The sequence below is a fragment of the Pantoea sp. AS-PWVM4 genome, assembly GCF_000468095.1.
GTDB classification, from domain to species: domain Bacteria; phylum Pseudomonadota; class Gammaproteobacteria; order Enterobacterales; family Enterobacteriaceae; genus Pantoea; species Pantoea phytobeneficialis.
Window position 1 is genome coordinate 1 of record NZ_ASZC01000033.1, and the last position, 25,701, is coordinate 25,701.

General features: G+C 51.1%; 45 protein-coding genes and 1 pseudogene. 6 read left to right on the forward strand and 40 right to left on the reverse strand.

The window, feature by feature from the left end:
• The first annotated feature begins 274 nt into the window (after window positions 1–274).
• The gene (locus L579_RS22215) at window positions 275–829 is read left to right on the forward strand and encodes a gamma carbonic anhydrase family protein (RefSeq protein WP_021186388.1); all 555 of its coding nucleotides are present in this window, start codon (window positions 275–277) and stop codon (window positions 827–829) included.
• On the opposite strand, the gene L579_RS22220 is transcribed toward L579_RS22215, so the two are convergent.
• From L579_RS22220 to dprA, 6 genes are read right to left on the reverse strand one after another with little or no spacing between them, the layout of a single operon-like run.
• Window positions 796–1,053 carry a DUF1488 family protein gene (locus L579_RS22220; protein WP_021186389.1) on the reverse strand — a complete coding sequence of 86 codons (258 nt, stop codon included), beginning with the start codon at window positions 1,051–1,053 and terminating at the stop codon, window positions 796–798. The two genes, L579_RS22215 and L579_RS22220, sit on opposite strands and share 34 nt — an antisense overlap.
• Entirely contained in the window at window positions 1,050–1,868 is an 819-nt protein-coding gene (gene aroE / locus L579_RS22225) for a shikimate dehydrogenase (RefSeq protein WP_021186390.1), read from the reverse strand. Before aroE ends, L579_RS22220 begins: the two co-directional genes overlap by 4 nt.
• Window positions 1,869–1,871: 3 nt before the next feature.
• Window positions 1,872–2,447 (reverse strand): L-threonylcarbamoyladenylate synthase type 1 TsaC, encoded by a 576-nt coding sequence (gene tsaC, locus L579_RS22230; protein ID WP_036628144.1) that lies wholly within the window; start codon window positions 2,445–2,447, stop codon window positions 1,872–1,874.
• A 5-nt stretch (window positions 2,448–2,452) separates the two neighbouring features.
• Window positions 2,453–2,998, reverse strand: a complete 546-nt coding sequence (locus tag L579_RS22235; protein WP_036628123.1) for a DNA topoisomerase family protein — start codon at window positions 2,996–2,998, stop codon at window positions 2,453–2,455.
• A gap of 24 nt (window positions 2,999–3,022) precedes the next feature.
• Complete coding sequence (gene smg, locus L579_RS22240; protein WP_021186393.1) at window positions 3,023–3,496, reverse strand: DUF494 family protein Smg; 474 nt, start codon at window positions 3,494–3,496, stop codon at window positions 3,023–3,025.
• Complete coding sequence (gene dprA / locus L579_RS22245) at window positions 3,468–4,592, reverse strand: DNA-protecting protein DprA (protein WP_021186394.1); 1,125 nt, start codon at window positions 4,590–4,592, stop codon at window positions 3,468–3,470. Before dprA ends, smg begins: the two co-directional genes overlap by 29 nt.
• 117 nt (window positions 4,593–4,709) lie before the next feature.
• On the opposite strand from dprA, the gene def reads away from it, so the two are divergent.
• From def to mscL, 5 genes are all read left to right on the forward strand, one after another.
• Window positions 4,710–5,222, forward strand: a complete 513-nt coding sequence (def, locus tag L579_RS22250) for a peptide deformylase (RefSeq protein ID WP_021186395.1) — start codon at window positions 4,710–4,712, stop codon at window positions 5,220–5,222.
• Between the two features lie 21 nt (window positions 5,223–5,243).
• On the forward strand, window positions 5,244–6,188 hold the full coding sequence (gene fmt / locus L579_RS22255) for a methionyl-tRNA formyltransferase (RefSeq protein WP_021186396.1): 945 nt from the start codon (window positions 5,244–5,246) through the stop codon (window positions 6,186–6,188).
• 48 nt (window positions 6,189–6,236) lie between these two features.
• Complete coding sequence (gene rsmB / locus L579_RS22260; protein ID WP_021186397.1) at window positions 6,237–7,523, forward strand: 16S rRNA (cytosine(967)-C(5))-methyltransferase RsmB; 1,287 nt, start codon at window positions 6,237–6,239, stop codon at window positions 7,521–7,523.
• 30 nt (window positions 7,524–7,553) lie between these two features.
• Window positions 7,554–8,930: a Trk system potassium transporter TrkA gene (trkA, locus tag L579_RS22265; protein WP_021186398.1), complete on the forward strand. Its 1,377-nt coding sequence runs from the start codon at window positions 7,554–7,556 to the stop codon at window positions 8,928–8,930.
• 117 nt (window positions 8,931–9,047) lie between these two features.
• A complete protein-coding gene (mscL, locus tag L579_RS22270) occupies window positions 9,048–9,458 on the forward strand; it encodes a large-conductance mechanosensitive channel protein MscL (RefSeq protein ID WP_021186399.1) in 411 nt (136 codons plus the stop codon).
• Window positions 9,459–9,495: 37 nt separating this feature from the next.
• Here mscL and L579_RS22275 read toward each other — a convergent pair whose 3' ends face one another.
• From L579_RS22275 to L579_RS23515, 34 genes and pseudogenes are all read right to left on the reverse strand, one after another.
• Window positions 9,496–9,696: an alternative ribosome-rescue factor A gene (locus L579_RS22275; RefSeq protein ID WP_021186400.1), complete on the reverse strand. Its 201-nt coding sequence runs from the start codon at window positions 9,694–9,696 to the stop codon at window positions 9,496–9,498.
• A 43-nt stretch (window positions 9,697–9,739) separates the two neighbouring features.
• Entirely contained in the window at window positions 9,740–10,183 is a 444-nt protein-coding gene (gene zntR, locus L579_RS22280; RefSeq protein ID WP_021186401.1) for a Zn(2+)-responsive transcriptional regulator, read from the reverse strand.
• A 1-nt stretch (window position 10,184) separates the two neighbouring features.
• Entirely contained in the window at window positions 10,185–10,556 is a 372-nt protein-coding gene (locus L579_RS22285) for a DnaJ family domain-containing protein (RefSeq protein ID WP_021186402.1), read from the reverse strand.
• A gap of 112 nt (window positions 10,557–10,668) precedes the next feature.
• Window positions 10,669–11,055, reverse strand: coding sequence for a 50S ribosomal protein L17 (gene rplQ / locus L579_RS22290; protein WP_003850180.1), 387 nt, complete (start codon window positions 11,053–11,055; stop codon window positions 10,669–10,671).
• A 40-nt stretch (window positions 11,056–11,095) separates the two neighbouring features.
• Complete coding sequence (gene rpoA, locus L579_RS22295) at window positions 11,096–12,085, reverse strand: DNA-directed RNA polymerase subunit alpha (RefSeq protein ID WP_007891688.1); 990 nt, start codon at window positions 12,083–12,085, stop codon at window positions 11,096–11,098.
• Window positions 12,086–12,110: 25 nt separating this feature from the next.
• Window positions 12,111–12,731: a 30S ribosomal protein S4 gene (rpsD, locus tag L579_RS22300; protein WP_013510754.1), complete on the reverse strand. Its 621-nt coding sequence runs from the start codon at window positions 12,729–12,731 to the stop codon at window positions 12,111–12,113.
• A gap of 32 nt (window positions 12,732–12,763) precedes the next feature.
• The gene (gene rpsK, locus L579_RS22305; protein WP_004160563.1) at window positions 12,764–13,153 is read right to left on the reverse strand and encodes a 30S ribosomal protein S11; all 390 of its coding nucleotides are present in this window, start codon (window positions 13,151–13,153) and stop codon (window positions 12,764–12,766) included.
• 16 nt (window positions 13,154–13,169) lie between these two features.
• Window positions 13,170–13,526, reverse strand: a complete 357-nt coding sequence (rpsM, locus tag L579_RS22310) for a 30S ribosomal protein S13 (RefSeq protein WP_013510755.1) — start codon at window positions 13,524–13,526, stop codon at window positions 13,170–13,172.
• Between the two features lie 146 nt (window positions 13,527–13,672).
• A complete protein-coding gene (rpmJ, locus tag L579_RS23510; RefSeq protein ID WP_004160566.1) occupies window positions 13,673–13,789 on the reverse strand; it encodes a 50S ribosomal protein L36 in 117 nt (38 codons plus the stop codon).
• 32 nt (window positions 13,790–13,821) lie between these two features.
• Entirely contained in the window at window positions 13,822–15,153 is a 1,332-nt protein-coding gene (gene secY / locus L579_RS22315; RefSeq protein ID WP_013510756.1) for a preprotein translocase subunit SecY, read from the reverse strand.
• 7 nt (window positions 15,154–15,160) lie between these two features.
• Window positions 15,161–15,595 (reverse strand): 50S ribosomal protein L15, encoded by a 435-nt coding sequence (gene rplO, locus L579_RS22320; RefSeq protein WP_013510757.1) that lies wholly within the window; start codon window positions 15,593–15,595, stop codon window positions 15,161–15,163.
• Window positions 15,596–15,598: 3 nt separating this feature from the next.
• Window positions 15,599–15,778: a 50S ribosomal protein L30 gene (gene rpmD / locus L579_RS22325; protein ID WP_021186404.1), complete on the reverse strand. Its 180-nt coding sequence runs from the start codon at window positions 15,776–15,778 to the stop codon at window positions 15,599–15,601.
• Between the two features lie 5 nt (window positions 15,779–15,783).
• Window positions 15,784–16,284, reverse strand: a complete 501-nt coding sequence (gene rpsE / locus L579_RS22330; RefSeq protein ID WP_013510759.1) for a 30S ribosomal protein S5 — start codon at window positions 16,282–16,284, stop codon at window positions 15,784–15,786.
• 14 nt (window positions 16,285–16,298) lie between these two features.
• Window positions 16,299–16,652, reverse strand: coding sequence for a 50S ribosomal protein L18 (gene rplR / locus L579_RS22335; protein WP_013510760.1), 354 nt, complete (start codon window positions 16,650–16,652; stop codon window positions 16,299–16,301).
• A 9-nt stretch (window positions 16,653–16,661) separates the two neighbouring features.
• Entirely contained in the window at window positions 16,662–17,195 is a 534-nt protein-coding gene (gene rplF / locus L579_RS22340; RefSeq protein WP_013510761.1) for a 50S ribosomal protein L6, read from the reverse strand.
• 12 nt (window positions 17,196–17,207) lie between these two features.
• Window positions 17,208–17,600, reverse strand: coding sequence for a 30S ribosomal protein S8 (gene rpsH, locus L579_RS22345; protein ID WP_013510762.1), 393 nt, complete (start codon window positions 17,598–17,600; stop codon window positions 17,208–17,210).
• 32 nt (window positions 17,601–17,632) lie between these two features.
• Window positions 17,633–17,938, reverse strand: coding sequence for a 30S ribosomal protein S14 (rpsN, locus tag L579_RS22350; protein ID WP_006120592.1), 306 nt, complete (start codon window positions 17,936–17,938; stop codon window positions 17,633–17,635).
• Window positions 17,939–17,952: 14 nt separating this feature from the next.
• Window positions 17,953–18,492 carry a 50S ribosomal protein L5 gene (rplE, locus tag L579_RS22355; RefSeq protein ID WP_013510763.1) on the reverse strand — a complete coding sequence of 180 codons (540 nt, stop codon included), beginning with the start codon at window positions 18,490–18,492 and terminating at the stop codon, window positions 17,953–17,955.
• Window positions 18,493–18,506: 14 nt separating this feature from the next.
• Window positions 18,507–18,821: a 50S ribosomal protein L24 gene (gene rplX, locus L579_RS22360; RefSeq protein WP_013510764.1), complete on the reverse strand. Its 315-nt coding sequence runs from the start codon at window positions 18,819–18,821 to the stop codon at window positions 18,507–18,509.
• 10 nt (window positions 18,822–18,831) lie between these two features.
• Complete coding sequence (gene rplN / locus L579_RS22365) at window positions 18,832–19,203, reverse strand: 50S ribosomal protein L14 (RefSeq protein WP_013510765.1); 372 nt, start codon at window positions 19,201–19,203, stop codon at window positions 18,832–18,834.
• Between the two features lie 170 nt (window positions 19,204–19,373).
• Window positions 19,374–19,628: a 30S ribosomal protein S17 gene (rpsQ, locus tag L579_RS22370; protein ID WP_013510766.1), complete on the reverse strand. Its 255-nt coding sequence runs from the start codon at window positions 19,626–19,628 to the stop codon at window positions 19,374–19,376.
• Window positions 19,628–19,819: a 50S ribosomal protein L29 gene (gene rpmC / locus L579_RS22375; protein ID WP_021186407.1), complete on the reverse strand. Its 192-nt coding sequence runs from the start codon at window positions 19,817–19,819 to the stop codon at window positions 19,628–19,630. Before rpmC ends, rpsQ begins: the two co-directional genes overlap by 1 nt.
• A complete protein-coding gene (rplP, locus tag L579_RS22380; protein WP_002438716.1) occupies window positions 19,819–20,229 on the reverse strand; it encodes a 50S ribosomal protein L16 in 411 nt (136 codons plus the stop codon). The genes rpmC and rplP overlap by 1 nt, the downstream gene beginning before the upstream one ends.
• Before the next feature lie 12 nt (window positions 20,230–20,241).
• Window positions 20,242–20,940, reverse strand: coding sequence for a 30S ribosomal protein S3 (gene rpsC, locus L579_RS22385; protein WP_009087585.1), 699 nt, complete (start codon window positions 20,938–20,940; stop codon window positions 20,242–20,244).
• A 17-nt stretch (window positions 20,941–20,957) separates the two neighbouring features.
• On the reverse strand, window positions 20,958–21,290 hold the full coding sequence (gene rplV, locus L579_RS22390) for a 50S ribosomal protein L22 (RefSeq protein WP_007891659.1): 333 nt from the start codon (window positions 21,288–21,290) through the stop codon (window positions 20,958–20,960).
• Between the two features lie 13 nt (window positions 21,291–21,303).
• Complete coding sequence (gene rpsS, locus L579_RS22395) at window positions 21,304–21,582, reverse strand: 30S ribosomal protein S19 (RefSeq protein WP_001138115.1); 279 nt, start codon at window positions 21,580–21,582, stop codon at window positions 21,304–21,306.
• Between the two features lie 16 nt (window positions 21,583–21,598).
• The gene (gene rplB, locus L579_RS22400) at window positions 21,599–22,420 is read right to left on the reverse strand and encodes a 50S ribosomal protein L2 (RefSeq protein ID WP_013510768.1); all 822 of its coding nucleotides are present in this window, start codon (window positions 22,418–22,420) and stop codon (window positions 21,599–21,601) included.
• 17 nt (window positions 22,421–22,437) lie between these two features.
• Window positions 22,438–22,740: a 50S ribosomal protein L23 gene (rplW, locus tag L579_RS22405; RefSeq protein WP_010618574.1), complete on the reverse strand. Its 303-nt coding sequence runs from the start codon at window positions 22,738–22,740 to the stop codon at window positions 22,438–22,440.
• Complete coding sequence (gene rplD, locus L579_RS22410; protein ID WP_013510769.1) at window positions 22,737–23,342, reverse strand: 50S ribosomal protein L4; 606 nt, start codon at window positions 23,340–23,342, stop codon at window positions 22,737–22,739. The genes rplW and rplD overlap by 4 nt, the downstream gene beginning before the upstream one ends.
• Window positions 23,343–23,352: 10 nt before the next feature.
• On the reverse strand, window positions 23,353–23,979 hold the full coding sequence (rplC, locus tag L579_RS22415) for a 50S ribosomal protein L3 (protein ID WP_021186408.1): 627 nt from the start codon (window positions 23,977–23,979) through the stop codon (window positions 23,353–23,355).
• A gap of 32 nt (window positions 23,980–24,011) precedes the next feature.
• Window positions 24,012–24,323: a 30S ribosomal protein S10 gene (gene rpsJ, locus L579_RS22420; protein ID WP_006120582.1), complete on the reverse strand. Its 312-nt coding sequence runs from the start codon at window positions 24,321–24,323 to the stop codon at window positions 24,012–24,014.
• Between the two features lie 314 nt (window positions 24,324–24,637).
• A complete protein-coding gene (bfr, locus tag L579_RS22425; RefSeq protein ID WP_021186409.1) occupies window positions 24,638–25,120 on the reverse strand; it encodes a bacterioferritin in 483 nt (160 codons plus the stop codon).
• Between the two features lie 100 nt (window positions 25,121–25,220).
• The gene (bfd, locus tag L579_RS22430; protein WP_021186410.1) at window positions 25,221–25,415 is read right to left on the reverse strand and encodes a bacterioferritin-associated ferredoxin; all 195 of its coding nucleotides are present in this window, start codon (window positions 25,413–25,415) and stop codon (window positions 25,221–25,223) included.
• A gap of 184 nt (window positions 25,416–25,599) precedes the next feature.
• Window positions 25,600–25,701: pseudogene (locus L579_RS23515) on the reverse strand (elongation factor Tu); the annotation flags it as partial.

Sequence of the window (25,701 nt, forward strand, 5' to 3'; positions counted from 1 at the left end):
CTCCTTCAGAGTCAATCTCTTTTTCGAGATTTTTCTCTGGCGGGATGAATCACTTCGTCCCTCGCTGACCGTCTGCGTTGCCGCTTTGCCGTGTCAGTGGAGGCGCATTATAGGGATCCGAATTTTTTGCACAACCCCTTTTTTCGATCTTTTTATTCGAGTGGCGAGTTTTCATCCTTTCTGCTGAGATCACGAACGATCCGCTCAAAAATCAGCTTGTCTGCCGCCCTAATCGCGCTCAGGCTAGGGATAAATGAGTAAACGGAGAAAGATCATGTCAACAGCCTTACGTCCCTATAAAAGCAGCTACCCACAAATTGGCGATCGGGTAATGATCGATAAAAGCAGCGTTGTGGTCGGCGATGTCATCATGGGAGACGATGTCAGTATCTGGCCACTGGTCGCGATTCGCGGAGATGTGAATCAGGTGATCATTGGCGCGCGCACCAACATTCAGGATGGCAGCGTACTTCATGTCACGCATAAATCAGCCAGCAACCCGACAGGCTATCCGCTGGTGATTGGAGAAGACGTTACCGTCGGCCATAAAGCCATGTTGCATGGCTGTACCATTGGTGATCGTGTTCTGGTTGGCATGGGTTCGATTCTGCTGGACGGCGTAATAGTAGAAGAAGATGTGATGATTGGGGCAGGTAGCCTGGTTCCCCCCGGAAAACGCCTGGAAAGTGGCTACCTCTATTTAGGCAGCCCGGTGAAGCAAATTCGGCCACTGAATGAAGCCGAGATTGAGGGATTGCGTTACTCGGCAAACAACTATGTTGGCTGGAAAAATGATTATCTTGCGCAGGAAAGCCAGACCCAACCTTGAGGATCGACTTCATCATTCAGGATAAGCTGTTCGGCTTCCTCTTCCAGATCCCAGCGATTGGCGCTAAACAGCGCCATCGCTTCCCCCTCGCCGAATCTGTCATGCAGTTCATCCGCCGAGATCGCACACATCAGTCCCATACCGTTGACCTGTACAGGGAAACATATTGCCAGACGCGCCTGATCCCACTCTTCGCGATCAGGGAACTGGATAGCCTGATTCACGACTGCATCGCTTCTTTTAACTGTTTAATGACAGGCGCGATTTCTGGCATCACACCATGCCACAACTGGAAAGCATGCGCCGCCTGCCCCACCAGCATGCCTAACCCATCGGCGAGTTGCTGCGCTCCGTGTTGCTGACACCAGAGCAAGAATGGCGTCAGACCTTGTTGGTAGAACATGTCATAGCAACGAGTATGGTGAGAAATCAATGAAACCGGTAATGGTGGCACTTTACCCTCCACTCCGCTGGAGGTGGCGTTCACAATCAGATCGAATGACTGCCCCGCCAGTGCCTCGAAACCACAGGCATGGATGGCACCGCTGTGGCGGAAGATTTCTGCCAGCAACTCTGCCTTTTCAACCGTTCTATTTGTGACCGTGAGTGAACAACCTAATGAAAGCAGAGGCAAAATGACACCACGCGCCGCGCCGCCCGCTCCCACCAGCAATACACGATAGCCAGGGCGGATCATGTCCAGTCGTTCAAGATCGCTCAGTAAACCAATGCCATCGGTGTTATCACCAATAATCTGCCCCTGCGCATCTTTCTTCAACGTATTGACTGCGCCGGAAAGCGCAGCGCGCTCACTGAGCTCATCCGCAAACTCCCACGCCTGTTCTTTAAAAGGCAAGGTTACATTGGCGCCCTTCCCTCCTGATGCAAAGAACTCGCTAATGGCCTGCGGGAACCCATCCAATGGCGCACATATCCGGCCATAGCGGTGATCGATACCCGTTTGCTCAGCGAACAGACGATGAATAAAAGGCGATTTGCTGTGCGCGATTGGGTTCCCAAAAACGGCAAAGTTGTCCATAAATTAGCCCTGACGGATAAGTTCGCCGCTGATCACATCGCGGATTTCTGAAGGATTGAGACGGCCCCCGGTTTCTCCCACCAGCACCGGAAATTCCGCGCCGAATTGCTGAGCGACCTCAGCTGTGGTGCGGCAAGGCGGCTCGCCGGACAGATTGGCGCTGGTTGAAACCAGTGGTTTACCAAAACGCCGACACAGCGCCTGTACATCAGGGTGATCACTAACACGAATCGCCAACGAGTCAAAACGTCCGGTTAACCAACGTGGCGTATGTGGCGACGCCGGAACCACATAAGTCACCGGCCCAGGCCAGCTGGCAAACATACGCTCACGCTGCACCACCGAAAGCTCCTGATCGGCCACATACGGTTCCAGCTGGGCATAGTCAGCAGCAATCAGGATCAGTCCTTTCTCAACCGGGCGCTGTTTCAATGCCAACAGTGACATCACCGCGCTTTCACTATCCGGGTCACACCCCAGACCAAAGACCGCCTCAGTGGGATAAGCGATAACCACCTGCTGTTGCAGTTGTTCAATACAGAAATCGACACTGCCCGGTAAAGCATGTTGTTGCGTCATAGTCATCAGTTGTCCTGCACTACGGCTTTGCCGCAGCACTTACTGGCGCAGAAACGTTTCATGCCCTGCGCGGTTTTCTTTTCAATTAATAAAGGGAACTGACAGTGCGGGCAAACACCTTCAACAGGCGTCGCGTTCACGGCAAACTGGCAGTCGGGATAGCGATCACAGGCATGAAAAGTTTTGCCATAACGCGAGCGGCGCTGCACCAGCTTGCCACTTTGACACTGTGGGCACGCGATCGCGGTCTCATCAGGCTTATCGATCGTTTCGGTGTAATCACATTCAGGATAGTGGCTACAACCAACAAACATACCAAACCGCCCCTGACGCAGTACTTTATCAGCACCACATTGTGGACAGGCATGTCCCTCCAGCACTTTGACGATATGACCGTCACCCTGATTTTTCAGCGGGCGAATATAGTCGCAGGTTGGATAGTTGACGCACCCAAGGAATGGGCCATGTTTGCCGGCACGTATCACTAATTCTGCCCCGCAAGCGGGGCAGGGGTCGTGTTTACGCACGGTAAAAAGTGCTGATTTACTCATATAACCCGATGCATTAATCGCAAATTAATGCAGCATACCTTCATTGACGTCGAATAACAGTTCTTCCATCTGCTGGTAGGCATTTTCACATCCGGGGATGTTGAACAACACCATCAGCACCACCCATTTGAGATCTTCCAGATCAAAATCGAGGGTATCGAGTGCCATCACTCGTTCGATAACCATTTCGCGTGTTTCCATATTCAGCACCTGGATCTGTTCCAGGAACAGAATAAAACCGCGGCATTCAGCATCTAAACGCTGGCCCTCTTCTTCCGTGTAGATACGCATTGAGAGCGGGTCGTTCGCCAGCAATACCGGCGCAACCAAGCCATCCTGGTAATCAGCCAGTCTCTCAAGCCAATTCAACGCATTATAGATATCTTCACGATGAAAACCGGCATCGGTTAAATCATCGGTCAGTTTATCCTGGTCAACGCGCATTTCGGCTTCGTTATGGATATAGGTCTCAAACAAGTACATAAGTACGTCGAACATGGCATGCCCTCCTTAATCGGACATAGCCGCCGGGTACAGCTGCGATCCATCCTGCTAACTCCAGCTCCAGCAACTGGGCTGAGATAACTGGCACAGGTTGGCCGGCACGTTCAGCGACGACGTCAACAGGTGTAACCTCATCACCTACGTTAGCCAACACGTCCGCAAATGGCAATGGAACATCGTCACTGTCTTGTAAATATATTGTTTCTGGTTGAGTTGGGGGGAGCCAGTGAAGGGATGAATGGAGATCGTCGAGAATCTGATCAGGATGGGAGACCAGCAATGCACCTTGCTGTATCAGCCAGTGCGTTCCTGTACTGCCTTCACTCCCCAAGGAACCGGGTAACGCATAGACATTGCGATTTTGTTCCAATGCATAGCGCGCCGTAACCAGTGAGCCGCTTTTCAAGGAGGCTTCCACCACCAATACCCCCATGCTCAAACCACTGATGATGCGATTGCGGCGTGGAAAATTCGTGGCATAAGGAGGCGTATCCAACGGGAATTCGGAGACCAGGGCACCTTCATTGCTCATGATCTCCTGAGCCAAATTTTGATGGTTTCTGGGATAAATATGCTTCAACCCACTTCCCAGCACGGCGACGGTTTTGCCGGAGGCGTTGAGCGCCGCACGATGTGCAACGCCATCAATCCCCCGCGCCAGCCCACTGGTTAGGGTTAACCCCTTCGCCGCCAGCTGCTGTGAAAACCAACCACCCCACTCCTTGCCATAATGTGAACATTGGCGACTGCCGACAACGGCAAGTTGCGGAGTATGCAAGGCTGCGGCATTGCCCATCACATATAACAAGGGTGGGAAACGGCTGATTTCAGCCAATGCCGGGGGATAAGTATTATCCAGAACAGAAAGCAGCTGATGCTGTGGATTTTCCAGCCAGCGCCGGGTTCGCGTGAGTTGTCGTGGACAGAGTGTATTAAATTGTTTTCGCTGCGTTTCGTTTAGCCGTTGCATCGTCAGCAAATCATCATCCACATGGCTGGCGCTATGCAGCATATTCGCCAGGCGAAGAATTTGATGGCCACTGAGGCCTTTCACATTAGCCAGCCTGAGCATCCACTCAATTTTATCCATGTCTCACTCCCTGTTCGACCTGTGCCTTGATGCGGTGGAATGCTGTCAATCATGCCTCAAAAAGTCTACAATATGAGGCAGTAATCTTTTCTTTAACGCATACAGATCTGGATATTTATGTCAGTTTTGCAGGTATTACATTTCCCTGATGATCGCCTTCGCAAAATCGCGGCGCCGGTAAAAACCGTAGATGCCGGGATACAGCGTATCGTCGACGACATGTTTGAAACAATGTACGCCGAAGAGGGCATCGGCCTGGCGGCAACGCAGGTGGATATTCATCAGCGCATTATCGTGATTGATGTGTCAGAAAGCCGTGAAGAGCGCCTGGTGTTGATCAACCCAGAGCTGCTGGAGAAAGGCGGCGAAACCGGTATTGAAGAGGGCTGTCTCTCCATTCCGGAACAACGTGCCTTTGTCCCGCGAGCTGAATGGGTGAAAGTCCGTGCTCAGGATCGTGACGGTAATACTTTCGAACTGGAAACCGATGGCTTGCTGGCAATCTGCATTCAGCACGAAATCGACCACCTCGATGGCAAACTGTTTATTGATTATCTGTCACCGCTGAAACGTCAGCGCATCAAACAGAAACTGGAAAAACTGGCACGCCAGAATGCACGCGCATCCTGAGTGCAAACAGAAGGTTAAACTGTGTCTGCACCGTTAAAAATCATCTTTGCCGGTACACCTGACTTTGCAGCGCGTCATCTTGACGCGCTGCTTGCTTCTGAGCATCAGGTGGTTGGCGTGTTTACCCAGCCCGATCGTCCTGCCGGACGAGGCAACAAACTGACTCCCAGCCCGGTAAAAGTGCTGGCGCTGGCGCATGACGTTCCGGTTTTCCAACCAAAGTCACTCAAACCTGAAGAGAACCAGCAACTGGTTGCCACATTGCAGGCTGATGTGATGGTGGTGGTGGCTTACGGCCTGATTTTACCGAAGGCGGTGCTGGATATGCCGCGCCTTGGTTGTATCAACGTCCACGGCTCATTGCTGCCGCGCTGGCGTGGTGCCGCCCCAATCCAACGTTCACTCTGGGCTGGCGATGCTGAAACCGGTGTGACCATCATGCAAATGGATGTGGGCCTGGATACCGGTGATATGCTGCATAAACTTGCCTGCCCGATTACCGAGCAGGACACCAGTGCCACCCTGTATGACAAATTGGCTCAGCTCGGCCCTGAAGGGATGCTCAAAACGCTGGAGCAGTTGGCAAATGGCAGCGCACAGCCAGAAAAACAGGATGAAGCGCTGGTCAGCTACGCAGAGAAACTGAGCAAAGAAGAGGCTCGCCTCGACTGGACGCTTTCTGCCGCACAACTTGAACGCTGCATTCGAGCCTTTAATCCCTGGCCGATGAGCTATTTCATGGTTGATGATCAACCGGTGAAAGTCTGGCAAGCCAGTGTACTGCCGCATCAGGGAAAACAGCCCGGCGAAATCCTCCATGCCGATAAGCAAGGTATCCAGATTGCGACCGCTGACGGCGTTCTGAACCTGCTCTCGCTGCAACCTGCCGGTAAAAAAGCCATGTCTGCACAGGATCTGCTTAACTCACGTCGTGAATGGTTCACGCCTGGCAGCATTCTGGCCTGATCCCGTAGCCCGGTTAATACCGGGCTTTTTGTTTAATGAATGAATCGCATGAAAAAAAACACAAACCTGCGTAGCCTCGCCGCGCAATTAATTGAACGCGTAGTGGATAAGGGCGAATCGCTCAGCGCCATTTTGCCCGGCGCACAGAAAAATCTGTCCGATAAGGACGGGGCTCTGCTACAGGAACTCTGCTTTGGAGTAATGCGTACCCTACCGCAGCTCGAAGCATTGATTGGCAAGCTGATGGAGCGGCCTTTAACAGGTAAGCAGCGTGTTCTTCATTATCTGATCATGGTCGGCCTGTATCAGTTGCTTTATACCCGCGTCCCTCCGCATGCCGCACTGGCTGAAACCGTGGCTGGCGCGGAAGAGCTAAAACGCGCAAACCTGAAAGGCTTGCTGAATGGTGTGCTGCGCCAGTTTCAACGGCAGCAGGAAACGTTGGTTGCAGAAGTTGATCAGGGTACGCAACGTTATTTACATCCGGGGTGGTTGCTCAAACGTTTACAAACCGCATGGCCCGAACAATGGCAGCAGATTGTCGAAGCCAACAATCAGCGTCCACCGATGTGGTTGCGCGTCAACCGTCAACATCACGCCCGTGATGCCTGGTTGGCACTGCTTGAAGCGACCGAAAAACATGCCTTCGCCGGAGATGCTCCGGATGCCCTTCGCCTCGAAGCGCCAACCGCAGTCGGCCAACTGCCTGGTTTCGAACAGGGTTGGGTGACGGTACAGGATTTATCCGCACAACGCTGTGCTTTGCTGCTTGAACCACAAGATGGCGAATCGATTCTTGACCTGTGCGCTGCGCCTGGCGGCAAAACCACCCATATCCTTGAAATTGCGCCGCAGGCGAACGTGCTGGCCGTCGATATTGATGAACAACGTCTGACGCGCGTGAGAGAAAACCTGCAACGTCTCGGCATGCAGGCGGATGTGCGTCAGGGTGATGGGCGAACGCCAGCTGACTGGTGTGGTGAGCAACAATTTGACCGTATCCTGCTGGATGCACCCTGCTCGGCAACGGGTGTGATCCGCCGCCATCCCGATATCAAATGGCTGCGACGCGATCGTGATATCGCTGAGCTGGCCAGCCTGCAACAGGAAATCCTCAACGCAGTCTGGCCTCGGCTGAAGCGTGGTGGCACATTGCTTTATGCAACCTGTTCAGTTCTGCCGGAAGAGAATCATCAGCAAATCAGTGCTTTCCTGGCAGCACATCCCGATGCCATTGCAGAAGCGCTGCCGCAAGGTCAGGATAATGGCTGGCAGGTGTTTCCTGCAACAGATGGCGGGGATGGTTTCTTCTACGCTAAGCTGATGAAAAAATAGTACGGCGCAATCTGACAAGAGCTTAAAGCGATGAAAATTATAATCCTTGGCGCCGGCCAGGTCGGCGGAACCCTCGCGGAAAACCTGGTCGGGGAAAACAATGACATCACCGTGGTGGATAGTGATCCCACGCGTTTACGTCAGTTGCAGGACAAATTCGATCTGCGCGTGGTGCACGGTCATGGTTCTCATCCGCGCATCCTGCGGGAAGCGGGTGCTGAGGATGCTGATATGCTGGTTGCGGTTACCAGCTCAGACGAAACCAACATGATCGCTTGTCAGATCGCTTACTCATTATTCAATACCCCCAATCGTATTGCGCGTATCCGTGCTGCCGACTATTTGCGCGATGCCGATAAGTTGTTCGTGCCGGAAGCTGTCCCTATCGATCATTTGATTTCGCCTGAGCAGCTGGTAATCGACAATATTTACCGTCTGATCCAATATCCCGGCGCTTTGCAGGTGGTTAATTTTGCCGAAGGAAAAGTGAGCCTGGCAGTGGTGAAGGCGTATTACGGCGGCCCGTTGGTCGGTAACCCACTTTCTATTCTGCGCGAGCATATGCCGCATATTGATACGCGCGTGGCGGCGATCTTTCGTCAGGATCGTCCCATTCGCCCGCAGGGTTCGACCATCGTCGAAGCTGGTGATGAAGTCTTCTTTATCGCCGCCAGCCAGCATATTCGCGCCGTGATGAGTGAGATGCAGCGGCTGGAAAAACCGTACAAACGCATTATGCTGGTCGGCGGCGGCAATATCGGCTTTGGCCTGGCACAACGGCTGGAAAAACAGTACAGCGTTAAGCTGATTGAGCGAAATCCACAGCGTGCAGCAGAACTGGCGGAGCAGCTTCAGGATACGATCGTTTTCTACGGTGATGCTTCCGATCAGGAGTTACTGGCGGAAGAGCATGTCGATCAAATCGATCTCTTCATCGCTGTCACCAATGATGATGAAGCCAACATCATGTCAGCGATGCTGGCAAAAAAAATGGGGGCGAAAAAAGTCATGGTGTTGATCCAGCGTCGTGCCTATGTCGATCTGGTGCAAGGCAGCGTGATCGATATTGCCATCTCACCACAGCAAGCCACCATTTCTGCATTGCTCGGGCACGTCCGTAAAGCAGACATTGTCGGTGTTTCCTCATTACGTCGAGGGATTGCCGAAGCGATTGAAGCAATCGCTCACGGTGAAGAAACCACTTCACGCGTAGTTGGACGTCTGATCGAAGACATCAAATTGCCACCGGGTACGATTATTGGCGCAGTGGTACGCGGTGATGAAGTGATCATCGCCAATGCAAATGTGCGTATCGAGCAAGGGGACCATGTAATTATGTTCCTGACCGATAAGAAATTTGTGCCCGATGTGGAACGCCTGTTCCAGCCAAGTCCCTTCTTCCTTTAATTGCTGCGGGCAGGCTTTTGTTGCCCGCGGTGATAATCCAACTTAATCCTTTGTTGTCATGGCAAATGTTAAAAGGTTTGATAGACTTTAGACATTGGCCAAGGCAAGGAGATAACAATGAGTTTTTTCAAAGAGTTTCGTGATTTTGCGATGCGCGGCAACGTGGTTGACCTCGCAGTCGGTGTAATTATCGGTGCCGCGTTTGGCAAGATTGTTTCATCGTTGGTGGCGAATATTATTATGCCACCGCTGGGGTTACTGATTGGTGGGGTCGATTTTAAACAGTTTAAGTGGATCATAAAACCAGCGGAAGGTGCAGCGCCTGCCGTGATCATGGAATATGGTGTTTTTATTCAGAGTATTTTTGATTTCGTTATCGTCGCGTTGGCTATTTTTATCGCCATCAAACTGATGAACAAATTGTACAAGAAGAAAGAAGTTGAAAAAGCCGATCCGAAGCCAACAAATGAAGAGTTGTTACTGACGGAAATTCGTGACCTGCTCAAGCAACAAAACACCAAAATCTGATAGAGAAAACCGCCTGACCAGGCGGTTTTTTTTATCCTTAAAACCAGAAGGCCAGTGGTAAACTTCTTTGCTTACCACTGGCCTCCCAGTTAACTCGCTTCGCGTGTTTGTCTTTACGCCGATAGCTGCCTTTCCCTTTCTGATTCTGCTCAATACGCTGGCGAAACAGCGGGTCGTGTAGTAACGCCTCGATGGCGTTGTCTTTTATCTGCCCTTTTTGATGCTGATAACGGCTCATATTTCCTCCAATGATTGACAGCGCAACTATAGGCTTATCCACGTTAAATACAATCCTTGCCACAACAAATTTCCGGATGCGGTTCTTCACCTTTTTCGAGAGCTTCGAGAATTGAGCAGCAAGCGCTGCTATGTAAATCACCGCAGCAGGTTTCAGACAGGCGTTGCAGTGAACGCTGGATCGTTTGTAACTCAACGATCATCGTGCTGACTTCATCAAGGCGCTTCGCCACAATGGCTTTTGACTCCTGGCAAGTGTGATGTTCGGGATCGATACGGATCGATAGCAATCCACGAATAGCATCAAGGCTAAAACCTAGCTGACGTCCGTAACGGATAAAGCGCAGGCGCTGCAAGTCATCGTCACTATACAAACGGAAACCACCTTCAGTGCGTACCTCATGATCCATCATTTGTTGTTTTTCATAAAAGCGGATGGTGTCAGGGCTAACATCAGCCATCTTCGCCAACTGACCGATACGGTACATATTATTTCTCCTGCCTCAGATGCTGCTTAATCGCCTCACAATAATCCCCATGCAGAAATGCAGTACTCATTCCTGCCTGGCGCAGTTTTAGCTCCAGTAAGCTCAGTTTTTTCGACAGCTCGCGGGCCTGATGATCGTCAGGATCCAGCTCACGAAGCAGATCTTTTACTTCCAGAGCTTCGCGACGCATTTCCAGCTCTGGCGGCAAAAAACCGGCATTTTTTAATAACCGATATCCCATGCGCAGCTCTTCGGGTATCGCGCTATCGTCTTCCAACTGCAATGGTGCACCCTCACCACGCAAATTGCTCAGTTCGCCTTTTTCCTGAGCAGCAAGGATGTGTTGTTCTGCGAGTTGATCAATTAGCCACATGAGGTGCTCCTGACAGGGATAACTGCCATCAGCATAGCGGAAGGGGGGAAAATGGGAAGAAACCGCAGGCAATAAAAAACCCGCCGAAGCGGGTTTTTTACGTTACTGCAAATTACTCTGCAGCAGCTTCTGCTTGAGCTTCTGGACGATCAACCAGCTCGATGTATGCCATCGGAGCGTTGTCACCAGCACGGAAGCCACACTTCAGAATACGAGTGTAACCACCGGCACGGCTCGCGAAACGCGGGCCCAGCTCGTTAAACAGTTTTGCCACGATCTCGTTATCACGAGTGCGGGCGAATGCCAGACGACGATTAGCTACGCTGTCGGTCTTGGCAAGAGTAATCAGCGGCTCAACTACGCGACGCAGCTCTTTGGCTTTCGGCAGAGTCGTCTTAATGATCTCATGACGAACCAGAGAACCAGCCATGTTGCGGAACATAGCCTGACGATGGCTGCTGTTACGGTTCAGTTGACGACCACTCTTACGATGGCGCATGACCTTATCCTTCTCAGTGAAACCTTAACCTGTGATCGGGTTATTCATCAGCGATGCTTGCCGGCGGCCAGTTTTCCAGGCGCATGCCCAGAGACAGACCACGAGAGGCCAGCACGTCTTTAATCTCGGTAAGAGATTTTTTACCCAGGTTAGGCGTTTTAAGCAGCTCAACCTCGGTACGCTGTACCAGATCACCGATGTAGTGGATAGCTTCTGCCTTAAGGCAGTTAGCAGAGCGGACAGTCAATTCCAGATCGTCAACAGGGCGCAGCAGGATCGGATCGAATTCTGGTTTCTCTTCTTTCACTTCCGGCTGACGTACATCACGTAAGTCAACGAAAGCTTCCAGTTGTTCTGCCAGGATGGTTGCCGCACGACGAATCGCCTCTTCAGGATCGATTGTGCCGTTGGTTTCCATTTCGATGACCAGCTTGTCCAGGTCGGTACGCTGTTCAACACGCGCAGCTTCAACATTGTAGGCGATACGGTCTACAGGGCTGTAGCAAGCGTCTACTAACAGACGGCCGATTGGGCGCTCATCTTCTTCCGAATGAATTCGGGCAGAAGCCGGCACATAACCACGACCACGTTGAACTTTGATACGCATGCTAATAGATGCGTTTTCATCGGTCAGGTGGCAGATCACATGCTGCGGCTTGACGATTTCGACATCACCGTCGTGGGTAATGTCGGCTGCAGTCACAGGGCCAATGCCAGATTTATTCAGGGTCAGGATGACTTCATCTTTACCCTGAACTCTTACCGCCAGCCCTTTCAGGTTAAGCAGGATTTCCAGGATATCTTCCTGTACGCCCTCTTTGGTGGAGTACTCGTGGAGCACGCCATCAATCTCAACCTCGGTCACCGCGCAACCCGGCATGGAAGAAAGCAGAATACGGCGCAGTGCGTTGCCAAGAGTATGGCCAAAGCCACGCTCTAACGGCTCAAGGGTCACCTTGGCGTGCGTCGAACTCACTTGCTCGATATCTACCAGGCGCGGTTTTAGAAACTCTGTCACAGAACCCTGCATTGTGTCCTCTCTTTGGTACTAAGCTTTACTTAGAGTAAAGCTCGACGATCAGGTGTTCGTTAATGTCCGCAGACAGATCAGTACGCTCAGGAATACGCTTGAACACACCTTCCATCTTAGTCGCATCAACTTCCAGCCAGGTTGGCTTTTCACGCTGCTCAGCCAGCTCCAGAGCGGCCTTCACGCGAGATTGCTTTTTGGCTTTCTCACGGATGCTTACGACATCATTCGGAGATACCTGATAAGAAGCGATGTTAACAACGCGGCCGTTCACCAGGATAGATTTGTGGCTAACCAGCTGACGTGCTTCTGCACGAGTGGCACCAAAACCCATACGGTAAACTACGTTATCCAGACGACCTTCCAGCAGAGCTAACAGGTTTTCACCGGTGTTGCCTTTCAGACGCGCTGCTTCTTTATAGTAGTTACGGAACTGACGCTCCAGCACGCCGTAGATACGACGAACTTTCTGTTTTTCACGTAACTGACCGCCGTAATCAGACAGACGCGGTTTACGCGCACCATGCTGACCAGGGGCTTGTTCAATTTTGCACTTGGAATCGATCGCGCGAACACCAGACTTAAGGAATAAGTCAGTGCCCTCACGACGGCTCAGCTTGAGCTTAGGACCCAAATATCTTGCCATTTTCTTTCTCCAACTATCCTAAAAACGAGGCGTTATACGCGACGTTTTTTCGGCGGACGACAACCGTTGTGAGGGATCGGAGTCACATCAGTAATGTTAGTGATGCGGAAACCAGCGGCGTTCAGAGCACGAATAGTAGATTCGCGACCCGGACCCGGACCCTTAACCATAACTTCCAGGTTCTTAATACCGTAATCTTTCACGGCTTCTGCACAGCGCTCTGCAGCGACCTGAGCAGCAAACGGAGTAGATTTACGTGAACCGCGGAAACCGGAACCACCGGCGGTTGCCCAACCCAGTGCGTTACCCTGACGATCAGTAATGGTAACGATGGTGTTGTTAAAAGAAGCATGGACATGAGCCACGCCATCTGAGACTTGCTTTCTTACACGTTTACGTGCACGAACTGGTGCCTTTGCCATTATTTACTCACCCCGATTATTTCTTGATCGGTTTACGCGGACCCTTACGGGTACGTGCGTTGGTCTTGGTACGCTGACCGCGTACTGGCAGACCACGACGATGGCGCAAACCACGGTAGCAACCAAGGTCCATCAGACGCTTGATGCTCAGGGTGATTTCACGGCGCAGATCACCTTCTACAACGAATTTAGCAACTGCATCACGCAGCTGATCAATTTGTTCTTCAGACAGCTCACTGATCTTAACATTTTCAGCGATGCCCGTTTCAGCACAGATAGCTTTAGAACGGGTTTTGCCGATACCGAAAATCGAAGTTAATGCGATAACGGTGTGTTTTTGATCAGGAATGTTAATGCCTGCTATACGGGCCACTATGCACTCCTATAATTAAATAAATGCGAACCATGCTGAAAAGCCCGTTTTCAGGATACTCAAATGGAAACGCATCGACATACAAAAGATTGGCTGGCTAATCTAGCCAGCTCAACCCGACTTTGCAAGAAAAATATGTGAGAAAATCAGCCTTGGCGCTGTTTATGCTTAGGCTCGGCACTGCAAATCACACGTACGACACCGTCGCGACGGATGATTTTGCAGTTACGACATAATTTCTTGACGGAAGCACGAACTTTCATTTTTACTCTCCGTAACTTCTCAAGCGCCTGAATTAACGGCCGTAGCCTTTCAGGTTAGCTTTCTTCAATGCAGACTCGTACTGACTTGACATCATCAGAGTTTGCACTTGAGCCATAAAGTCCATGATGACAACCACTACGATGAGCAGTGAAGTACCGCCAAAGTAGAAGGGAACCTTCATGGCATCACGCATGAACTCCGGGATCAGGCAGATAAAAGTAATATACAGTGCGCCGATTAAGGTCAGACGTGTCATTACTTTATCGATATACTTCGCCGTTTGCTCTCCCGGACGAATTCCCGGTACGAATGCACCAGACTTCTTCAGGTTATCTGCTGTTTCACGCGGGTTGAAAACCAACGCCGTGTAGAAGAAACAGAAGAAGATGATTGCAGTCGCATAGAGTAGCACATAAAGCGGCTGTCCTGGCTGCAAATACAGCGAAATTGTTGTCAGCCAGTTCCAACCGGTACCGCCCCCGAACCAGGATGCTATCGTCGCCGGGAACAGGATAATGCTGGAAGCGAAGATTGCCGGGATAACCCCTGCCATATTCACTTTCAACGGTAAATGTGTGCTCTGTGCAGCATAAACACGACGACCTTGCTGACGCTTAGCGTAGTTCACCACAATGCGGCGTTGACCACGTTCTACGAAAACAACGAAGAAGGTCACTGCAAATACGAGAACTGCAACCAACAGCAACAGAAGGAAGTGCAGGTCGCCTTGCCGCGCTTGCTCGATGGTATGGCCAATGGCCGGCGGGAGACCCGCAACAATACCCGCGAAGATAATGATCGAAATACCGTTGCCGATACCACGTTCAGTAATCTGTTCGCCCAGCCACATCAGGAACATTGTCCCGGTAACCAGACTTACAACAGCGGTAAAGTAGAAGGCAAAGCCCGGATTAATCACCAGGCCCTGCATTCCAGGCATATTCGGCAGACCGGTAGCAATACCGATCGACTGGAATACAGCCAGAACCAGCGTGCCATAACGGGTGTACTGGCTAATCTTACGACGGCCAGCCTCCCCTTCTTTCTTAATCTCCGCTAACGCCGGATGAACCACCGTTAGCAGCTGGATAATAATAGAGGCCGAAATATACGGCATAATACCCAGCGCGAAGATTGAGGCACGACTGAGAGCACCACCAGAGAACATGTTGAACATTTCAATGATGGTGCCACGCTGTTGCTCAAGCAGTTTGGCAAGTACAGTGGCATCGATACCAGGGATCGGAATAAAAGAGCCAATACGGAAGACAATCAGTGCACCGATAACAAACAAGAGTCTGCGCTTCAGTTCACCAAAGCCACCTTTGGCACTTTGAAAATCTAATCCCGGTTGCTTAGCCATCTGCTACTTATTCCTCGATTTTACCGCCAGCAGCTTCGATTGCAGCACGAGCACCTTTGGTGACACGCAGACCACGAACCGTTACCGGTGCAGAAACTTCACCAGACAGAATCACTTTCGCGAATTCAATCTGAACACCGACGATGTTTGCTGCTTTCAGCGTGTTCAGGTCAACAATACCGCCTTCAACTTTCGCCAGGTCAGACAGACGAACTTCTGCAGTGACCATTGCTTTGCGAGAGGTGAAACCGAATTTCGGCAGACGACGGTACAGAGGCATCTGACCACCCTCGAAACCACGACGTACGCCACCGCCAGAACGAGACTTCTGACCTTTGTGACCACGACCGCCGGTTTTACCGAGGCCAGAACCGATACCACGACCCAGACGCTTAGAAGCGTGTTTAGACCCTTCGGCCGGAGACAGAGTGTTTAAACGCATCTCTTACTCCTCCACTTTCAGCATGTAGGAAATCGCGTTGACCATACCGCGTACTGCCGGCGTGTCTTCACGCTCTACGGTGTGACCAATACGACGCAGACCCAGGCCAACCAGAGTGGCTTTATGCTTAGGCAGGCGGCCGATTGAGCTACGGGTTTGTGTAATTTTAATAGTCTTTGCCATCGTGATTACCCCAGAATTTCTTCAACGGATTTACCACGCTTGGCAGCGACCATTTCCGGAGACTTCATGTTGCCCAGGCCGTCGATAGTTGCACGAACCACGTTGATCGGGTTGGTGGAACCATATGCTTTAGCCAGAACGTTATGAACTCCAGCGACTTCCAGAACGGCGCGCATTGCACCGCCGGCGATGATACCGGTACCTTCAGAAGCCGGCTGCATGAACACGCGAGAACCCGTGTGTGCACCTTTAACCGGGTGCTGCAGGGTGCCGTGCGTCAGCGCGACGTTAATCATATTGCGACGGGCTTTTTCCATCGCTTTCTGGATCGCTGCTGGAACTTCACGCGCTTTACCGTAACCAAAACCGACGCGACCGTTACCATCACCTACCACAGTCAGTGCTGTGAAGGAGAAAATACGACCACCTTTAACAGTTTTAGATACACGGTTTACCGCGATCAGTTTTTCCTGCAGTTCGCCAGCTTGTTTCTCGATGTGTGCCATCTTAGACCTCTACCTTAGAACTGAAGGCCAGCTTCACGAGCAGCATCTGCCAGTGCCTGGACGCGACCATGATATTGGAAACCGGAACGGTCGAAAGAAACATCTTTGATGCCTTTTTCGATAGCGCGCTCAGCCAGAGCTTTACCTACAGCTGCAGCGGCGTCTTTGTTACCGGTATACTTCAGTTGTTCAGCGATAGCTTTTTCTACAGTAGAAGCAGCAACCAGAACTTCGGAACCGTTCGGGGCGATTACCTGTGCGTAAATGTGACGCGGGGTACGATGTACCACCAGGCGAGTAGCACCCAGCTCTTTGAGCTTGCGACGTGCACGGGTCGCACGACGGATACGAGCAGATTTCTTATCCATAGTGTTACCTTACTTCTTCTTAGCCTCTTTGGTACGCACGACTTCGTCGGCGTAACGAACACCCTTGCCTTTGTAAGGCTCAGGACGACGGTAGGCGCGCAGATCAGCTGCAACCTGACCAATCAGCTGCTTATCAGCGCCTTTCAGCACGATTTCAGTCTGAGTTGGGCATTCGGCAGTGATGCCAGCCGGCAGTGCATGGTCAACAGGGTGAGAGAAGCCCAGGGCCAGACTCACAGAGTTGCCTTTTACAGCTGCACGATAACCAACACCAACCAATTGCAGCTTCTTGGTGAAGCCTTCGGTAACACCAATAACCATGCCGTTCAGCAGCGCACGAGCAGTACCTGCCTGTGCCCAACCATCCGCATAACCTTCGCGCGGAGCGAAAGTCAGGGCGTTGTCTGCATGCTTAACTTCAACAGCTTGGTTGATAGTACGAGTCAGCTCGCCGTTTTTACCTTTGATCGAAATTTCCTGACCGTTGAGTTTTACCTCTACGCCGGCAGGAACAACGACAGGTGCTTTTGCAACACGAGACATGTTTTCCTCCGATTACGCTACGTAGCAGATAATTTCGCCACCAAGACCAGCCTGGCGCGCTGCACGATCAGTCATAACACCTTTAGATGTAGAAATTACAGCGATGCCCAGACCAGCCATTACTTTTGGCAGCTCATCTTTTTTCTTATAGATGCGCAGACCTGGACGGCTAACACGCTGAATGTTTTCTACAACAGCTTTACCCTGGAAATACTTAAGAGTCAGTTCCAGTTCCGGCTTGATGTCGCCTTCGATTTTAAAATCTTGAATATAGCCTTCTTCCTTCAGCACGTTGGCAATTGCCACTTTCAGCTTGGAGGAAGGCATAGAGACCGCAACTTTGTTCGCGGCCTGACCGTTACGGATACGGGTCAGCATATCCGCGATCGGATCTTGCATGCTCATCTGTGTTACTCCCGTGATTCAAATGGTGACAATTACCAGCTTGCCTTTTTCAGACCCGGGATTTCACCGCGCATTGCGGCTTCACGGACCTTGATACGGCTCAACCCAAACTTCCGCAGGAAACCGTGCGGACGACCTGTTTGACGGCAGCGGTTACGCTGACGTGAAGGGCTGGAATCACGCGGCAGACTCTGCAGCTTGAGAACGGCATCCCAACGATCTTCGTCAGAAGCGTTCACATCAGAAATGATCGCTTTCAGTTCAGCGCGTTTTGCGAAGAACTTGTCTGCTAATTTCACACGCTTAACTTCGCGTGCTTTCATAGATTGCTTAGCCATGAAGTAACCCTACCTTACTTGCGGAACGGGAAGTCAAAGGCAGCCAGCAGAGCACGGCCTTCATCATCAGATTTCGCAGTAGTGGTAATGGTAATATCCAAACCACGAACGCGATCGACTTTGTCGTAGTCGATTTCTGGGAAGATGATCTGCTCACGAACGCCCATGCTGTAGTTACCACGACCGTCGAAAGACTTCGCAGACAGGCCACGGAAGTCACGGATACGCGGTACAGCAATAGTGATCAGGCGCTCAAAGAACTCCCACATGCGCTCGCCGCGCAGAGTTACTTTACAGCCGATCGGATAGCCCTGACGGATTTTGAAGCCTGCAACTGATTTGCGTGCTTTGGTGATCAGCGGTTTTTGACCGGAGATTGCTGCCAGGTCAGCTGCTGCGTTATCCAGCAGTTTCTTGTCAGCGATCGCTTCACCAACACCCATGTTCAGGGTGATCTTCTCGACCCGAGGGACTTGCATGACAGAATTGTAGCCGAACTCAGTCATGAGTTTCTGGACTACTTCGTCTTTGTAGTAATCATGCAGTTTCGCCATCGTACTACTCCAAATTACTTGATAGTTTCGCTGTTAGACTTGAAGAAACGGACTTTTTTGCCGTCTTCGAATCTAAAGCCTACACGGTCAGCCTTGCCGGTTGCCGCATTGAAGATTGCAACGTTAGAAACCTGAATAGCAGCTTCTTTTTCAACGATGCCACCTGGTTGGTTCAGAGCCGGAACCGGCTTAGAGTGTTTCTTAACCAGGTTGATACCTTCAACGATGACTTTACCAGAAGTCAGGACGTTCTTTACTTTACCGCGTTTACCTTTGTCTTTGCCGGTAAGCACGATAACTTCGTCGTTACGACGGATTTTCGCTGCCATTGTTCGCTCCTTAGAGTACTTCTGGTGCCAGAGAGATAATTTTCATGAACTTTTCAGTACGAAGTTCACGAGTTACCGGCCCAAAAATACGCGTTCCGATTGGCTGCTCAGAGTTATTGTTTAAAATAACGCATGAGTTGCCATCGAAGCGAATGACAGAACCGTCCGGGCGACGAACACCCTTCTTGGTGCGCACCACTACCGCCTTCAGGACATCACCTTTTTTCACCTTACCACGCGGAATTGCTTCCTTGATGGTAACTTTGATGATATCGCCGACGCCTGCGTAGCGACGGTGCGAGCCACCCAGAACCTTGATACACATTACGCGACGTGCACCGGAGTTGTCGGCGACGTTCAGCATAGTCTGTTCTTGGATCATTTTAGTGCTCCGCTAATGTCAACTACTACTTCGGGACCCAAAACCTCAGGTCGTTAAAAAGCCCCATAATTGAGGGCGCGGCATTATAACACCGGTTCCTGCATATGGGTAGAAAAAATGAACGGCTCGCGAGAGCCGTTCATCTTATTTTTTAGAGGAAGCAGATTCTATTACAGAACCGCTTTCTCTACAACGCGAACCAGAGTCCAGGACTTAGTCTTGGACAGCGGACGGCATTCGCGGATTTCAACCACGTCGCCGATACCGCATTCGTTGTTCTCGTCGTGGATGTGCAGCTTAGTCGTACGCTTAATGAATTTACCGTAGATCGGGTGCTTCACGAAACGCTCGATAGCAACAACTGCAGATTTCTGCATTTTGTCACTAACAACACGACCTTGCAGAGTACGGATTTTATCGGTCATTACGCACCCGCCTTCTCAGTCAGTAAAGTCTTAACGCGTGCAACATCACGGCGCACATTCTTCAGCAGATGGGTCTGCTGCAGTTGGCCAGATGCTGCCTGCATGCGCAGGTTAAACTGCTCACGCAGCAGGTTAAGCAGCTCAGCGTTCAGCTCTTCAACGCTTTTTTCACGCAGCTCAGTTGCTTTCATTACATCACCGTCTTAGTTACAAAGGTGGTTTTGATAGGCAGTTTTGCTGCTGCCAGCTTGAATGCTTCACGGGCCAGCTCTTCCGGTACGCCGTCCATTTCATACAGGACTTTACCAGGCTGGATCAGGGCAACCCAATACTCCACGTTACCCTTACCTTTACCCATACGCACTTCCAGCGGCTTCTCGGTGATCGGTTTGTCCGGGAATACACGGATCCAGATCTTACCTTGACGCTTAACTGCACGGGTCATAGCACGACGTGCTGCTTCGATCTGACGTGCAGTCAGACGACCACGGCCAACAGCTTTCAGACCGAAAGTACCGAAGCTAACATCCGTACCCTGCGCCAGACCGCGGTTACGGCCTTTGTGCACTTTACGGAATTTCGTACGCTTTGGTTGTAACATCAGCGACTCTCCTTACTTACGGCCTTTACGCTGCTGCTTTTTAGGTTGAGCAGCCGGTTCCGGTTGTTCAACAGCAGCCATACCACCCAGGATCTCACCTTTGAAGATCCATACCTTAACGCCGATTACACCATAAGTGGTGTGCGCTTCAGAGGTGTTGTAGTCAATGTCAGCACGCAGAGTGTGCAACGGTACGCGACCTTCGCGGTACCATTCGGTACGTGCGATTTCCGCGCCGCCCAGACGGCCGCTAACTTCAACTTTAATACCCTTCGCGCCCAGACGCATGGCGTTCTGAACTGCACGCTTCATAGCACGACGGAACATCACACGACGCTCCAGCTGTGAAGTGATGCTGTCAGCTACCAGTTTCGCGTCCAGTTCCGGTTTACGGACTTCAGCGATGTTGATCTGTGCAGGAACGCCAGCGATATTCGCGACGACCGTACGCAGTTTCTCAACGTCTTCACCTTTCTTACCGATAACGATACCCGGGCGAGCGGTGTGAATGGTCACACGGATGCTCTTAGCCGGACGCTCGATAACGATGCGTGATACAGACGCTTTTGCCAGTTCTTTAGTCAGGAACTGACGTACTTTAAAATCGCTGTCCAGGTTGTCAGCGAATTCTTTGGTGTTCGCAAACCAGGTAGAGTTCCATGGTTTTACAATACCCAGGCGAATACCATTAGGATGTACTTTCTGACCCATTGCTAGTCTCCAGAGTCTCAGCGATCGGACACAACCACAGTAATGTGGCTGGTGCGCTTCAGGATGCGATCTGCACGACCTTTTGCACGAGGCATAATGCGCTTCATGCTTGGGCCTTCATCTACGAAAATTTTCGCAACTTTCAGATCGTCGATATCAGCGCCATCGTTGTGTTCGGCGTTAGCAATGGCAGATTCCAGGACTTTCTTAACCAGTACAGCCGCTTTCTTGTTGGTGTAAGTCAGAATATCCAGAGCCTGCGACACTTTCTTACCGCGAATCAGGTCAGCAACGAGGCGAACCTTCTGAGCAGAAGAACGAGCATGGCGATGTTGAGCAATAGTTTCCATCTCTTCCTCCTACTTATTTCTTCTTGGCTTTCTTATCAGCAGCGTGGCCGCGATAAGTACGTGTCGGTGCAAATTCACCCAGCTTGTGGCCGACCATTTCGTCGGAAACAAAGACAGGAACGTGCTGACGACCATTATGGACAGCGATGGTCAAACCGATCATGTTAGGGAAGATCGTTGAACGACGGGACCAGGTGCGCAGGGGCTTCTTGTCTCCGCTTTCCACCGCTTTCTCTACCTTCTTCAGCAAGTGCAGGTCAATAAAAGGACCTTTCTTGAGAGAACGTGGCATGGCTTATCCTCTAAAATTATTTGCTACGGCGACGTACGATAAATTTATCAGTACGCTTGTTGCTACGGGTCTTCTTACCTTTGGTCTGAACGCCCCACGGAGTTACCGGGTGCTTACCAAAGTTACGACCTTCACCACCACCGTGCGGGTGATCGACTGGGTTCATCGCAGTACCGCGAACGGTAGGACGAACACCGCGCCAACGAGTTGCACCGGCTTTACCCAGAACGCGCAGCATGTGCTCAGCGTTACCGACTTCGCCCAGAGTTGCGCGGCAGTCAGCTTCGACTTTACGCATTTCACCTGAACGCAGACGCAGGGTAACGTAGGAACCTTCACGCGCAACGATCTGCACGTAAGCACCAGCTGAGCGAGCAATCTGACCGCCTTTGCCTGGTTTCATTTCTACGTTGTGAACGGTAGAACCCACTGGGATGTTACGCATCGGCAGGGTGTTACCCGCTTTGATCGCAGCATCAACGCCAGACTGAATCTGGTCGCCAGCTTTCAGGCCTTTAGGGGCCAGGATGTAACGGCGCTCGCCATCTTTGTACAGAACCAGTGCGATGTTCGCAGAACGGTTCGGATCGTACTCAAGACGCTCAACAACTGCCGGGATACCATCTTTGTTGCGTTTGAAGTCAACAATACGGTAAGCCTGCTTGTGACCACCACCGATATGACGGGTAGTGATACGACCATTGTTGTTACGACCACCGGATTTGCTGTTTTTTTCCAGCAACGGAGCAAATGGTTTGCCCTTGTGCAGCTCAGGGTTCACCACTTTAACTACGTGACGACGACCCGGAGATGTCGGTTTACATTTAACAACTGCCATTGTCTTTCTCCTCCGACTTACTCAGCGCCGCCGACGAAGTCCAGGTTCTGGCCTTCTTTCAGGGTGACGTAAGCTTTTTTCCAGTCGCTACGACGACCGATACGCTGTCCGTGACGCTTAACTTTACCCTTAACAACCAGGGTGTTTACGTCTTTAACTTCTACTTCGAACAGTTTCTCAACAGCAGCAACGATCTCTGCTTTGGTCGCGTCTTTAGCAACTTTGAGAACGATGGTATTGGTTTTTTCCATCGCGGTAGATGCTTTTTCAGATACGTGCGGCGCGCGCAGTACTTTCAGCAGACGTTCTTCACGGATCATGCCAGCATCTCCTCAACTTGCTTAACTGCTTCAGCAGTCATAACGACTTTGTCGAAGGCGATCAGGCTAACTGGGTCGATACCTGCTGCATCGCGCACGTCAACCTTGTACAGGTTACGCGCAGCCAGGAACAGATTCTCATCCAGTTCGCCGGTGATGATCAGCACGTCTTCCAGCGCCATGTCTTTCAGTTTCTGTGCCAGCAGCTTGGTTTTCGGTGCTTCAACAGAGAATGATTCGACAACGATCAGACGGTCCTGACGTACCAGCTCGGACAGGATGCTTTTCAGCGCGCCGCGGTACATCTTTTTGTTAACTTTTTGACTGTGGTCCTGAGGACGTGCAGCGAAGGTCACGCCACCTGAACGCCAGATCGGGCTCTTGATAGAACCTGAACGCGCACGGCCGGTGCCTTTCTGACGCCAAGGCTTTTTGCCTGAACCAGTTACTTCAGCACGAGTTTTCTGCGCACGAGTACCCTGACGAGCACCAGCAGCGTAGGCAACAACAACCTGGTGAACCAGCGCTTCGTTGAAATCACGACCGAAGGTAGTTTCGGAAACAGTCAGCGCGCTCTGCGCGTCTTTCAATACTAATTCCATTGCTATCCCCTTACGCCTTCACAGCCGGTTTAACGATCAGGTCGCTACCGGTCGCACCCGGAACTGCACCTTTCACCAGCAGCAGGTTGCGCTCAGCGTCAACACGTACTACTTCCAGGCTCTGAACGGTTACGCGCTCATTACCCAGCTGACCAGCCATTTTCTTGCCTTTGAACACTTTGCCCGGAGTCTGGTTCTGACCGATAGAACCCGGTACGCGGTGAGACAAGGAGTTACCGTGAGTCGCGTCCTGGGTACGGAAGTTCCAGCGCTTAACGGTACCTGCGAAACCTTTACCTTTAGAGGTACCGGTTACGTCTACTTTTTTCACTTCAGCGAAGATTTCAACACTGATGCTCTGGCCAACAGCGAACTCTTCACCTTCGGTGCGGAATTCCCACAGACCACGGCCAGCTTCAACGCCAGCTTTAGCAAAGTGACCAGCTTCAGGTTTGGTCACACGGTTAGCTTTTTTAGCACCGGTGGTAACCTGGATCGCCTGGTAACCATCGTTCTCCAGAGTTTTCACCTGGGTAACGCGGTTTGCTTCAACTTCAATAACGGTTACTGGGATTGAAACGCCATCTTCAGTGAAGATGCGGGTCATGCCCACTTTTTTACCGACTAAACCACTCATTGTATCAACCTCTCAATCGCTCGATGACCTGATTAACCCAGGCTGATCTGCACGTCAACACCGGCAGCCAGATCCAGACGCATCAGTGCATCAACGGTTTTTTCAGTTGGCTCAACGATGTCTACCAGACGCTTGTGAGTGCGGATTTCGTACTGATCACGCGCATCTTTGTTGACGTGCGGAGAGATCAGAACGGTAAAACGCTCTTTGCGAGTCGGCAGCGGGATCGGACCACGTACCTGCGCACCAGTGCGCTTGGCAGTCTCAACGATTTCCGCGGTTGATTGATCGATCAGACGATGATCAAACGCTTTAAGACGGATACGGATTCTTTGGTTCGACATGAGACCAAGGCTCCAAACATTTTATAAACGAAAAAAATTACTACCCACACCCATTACGATTGATGGAGGAGTGTAATCGTTCAGCATATAACTCCCCAATTGGGAGTATTGTCAGGTGGCCTAGCTTAATAACCACCTGCGATTCTGCTCGAATCGCGCCGGCCAATATCGGCAGGCCCGCGCATTATACGCAAATCTGTTCAGGAAGCAACCCATGATGCGTTTTTAACCAGAAAAGGACGTAGCGGGAAAAGAAAAGCCCGCAGCGATCACATAACGCTGCGGGCTGGACATAGCGTGAGGGTGATATCAGCCTAACTGTCGCCCTCTTCTTTGATTTGTACCTGCAAGTAATTCTGAATCCCGATTTTATTAATCAGCTCCAGCTCGGTTTCCAGGTAATCAATGTGGTGTTCTTCGTCGGCAAGAATCTCAATCATCATATCGCGGCTGACGTAATCGTGGACTTTGTCAGCATAGGCGATGGCTTCACGCAAATCCTTCGCCCCTTCCAGTTCCAGTGCCAGATCGGATTGCAGCATTTCCGGCACATCCTCGCCAATCCGTAACCGGCCAAGATCCTGCAAGTTGGGAATCCCTTCAAGAAACAGAATGCGTTCAATGTACTTGTCCGCATGTTTCATTTCATCAATGGACTCGTGGTATTCCACATCATTGAGGCGTGTTAAACCCCAGTTTTTGAACATACGTGCATGAAGAAAGTACTGGTTGATAGCAACCAACTCATTCCCCAGCAATTTGTTGAGATGATTTATGATTTTAGTGTCGCCCTTCATTTCGCTTCCTCCGCTTCCAGTTAATTAGAGCGTAGATGCGGATAAAAAGAAGTCAAAAAAACGCGACAGTTTTTGTGGTTATTCCATTCCGGTTCGTGAATCAGGCGATCTCTTTATACAGCGGTACCTGCTGGAGTTCGTCATCCATGATTTCACGCGCGACACGGATGCATTTGCCACACTGTTTGCCAATAGGAACCAGTTGGCGCAAATGCTGAATAGATTTGGGCTGATAGCGACGGACTACTTCGCGAAGGGTTTTATCACTCACGGCATTACACAGGCAGACGTACATTTACTACGGACTCCGGTACATTTTCTGATCAAAGTGTAAATGAGAATGGTTTTTATTTCAAACCTGGATTTTGTGTGGGATTAGATATCAGAGGGGGGGAAATTCAGGCATAAAAAAAGAGCACCGAAGTGCTCTTCTTTTCGTGCTCAAGTGGCTACCGAAATAGCCACCTGCGTCAGCGCAATTAAGCGATAACTTTAGCAACAACGCCCGCACCAACGGTACGGCCGCCTTCGCGGATTGCGAAGCGCAGACCTTCGTCCATTGCGATCGGGTGAATCAGGGT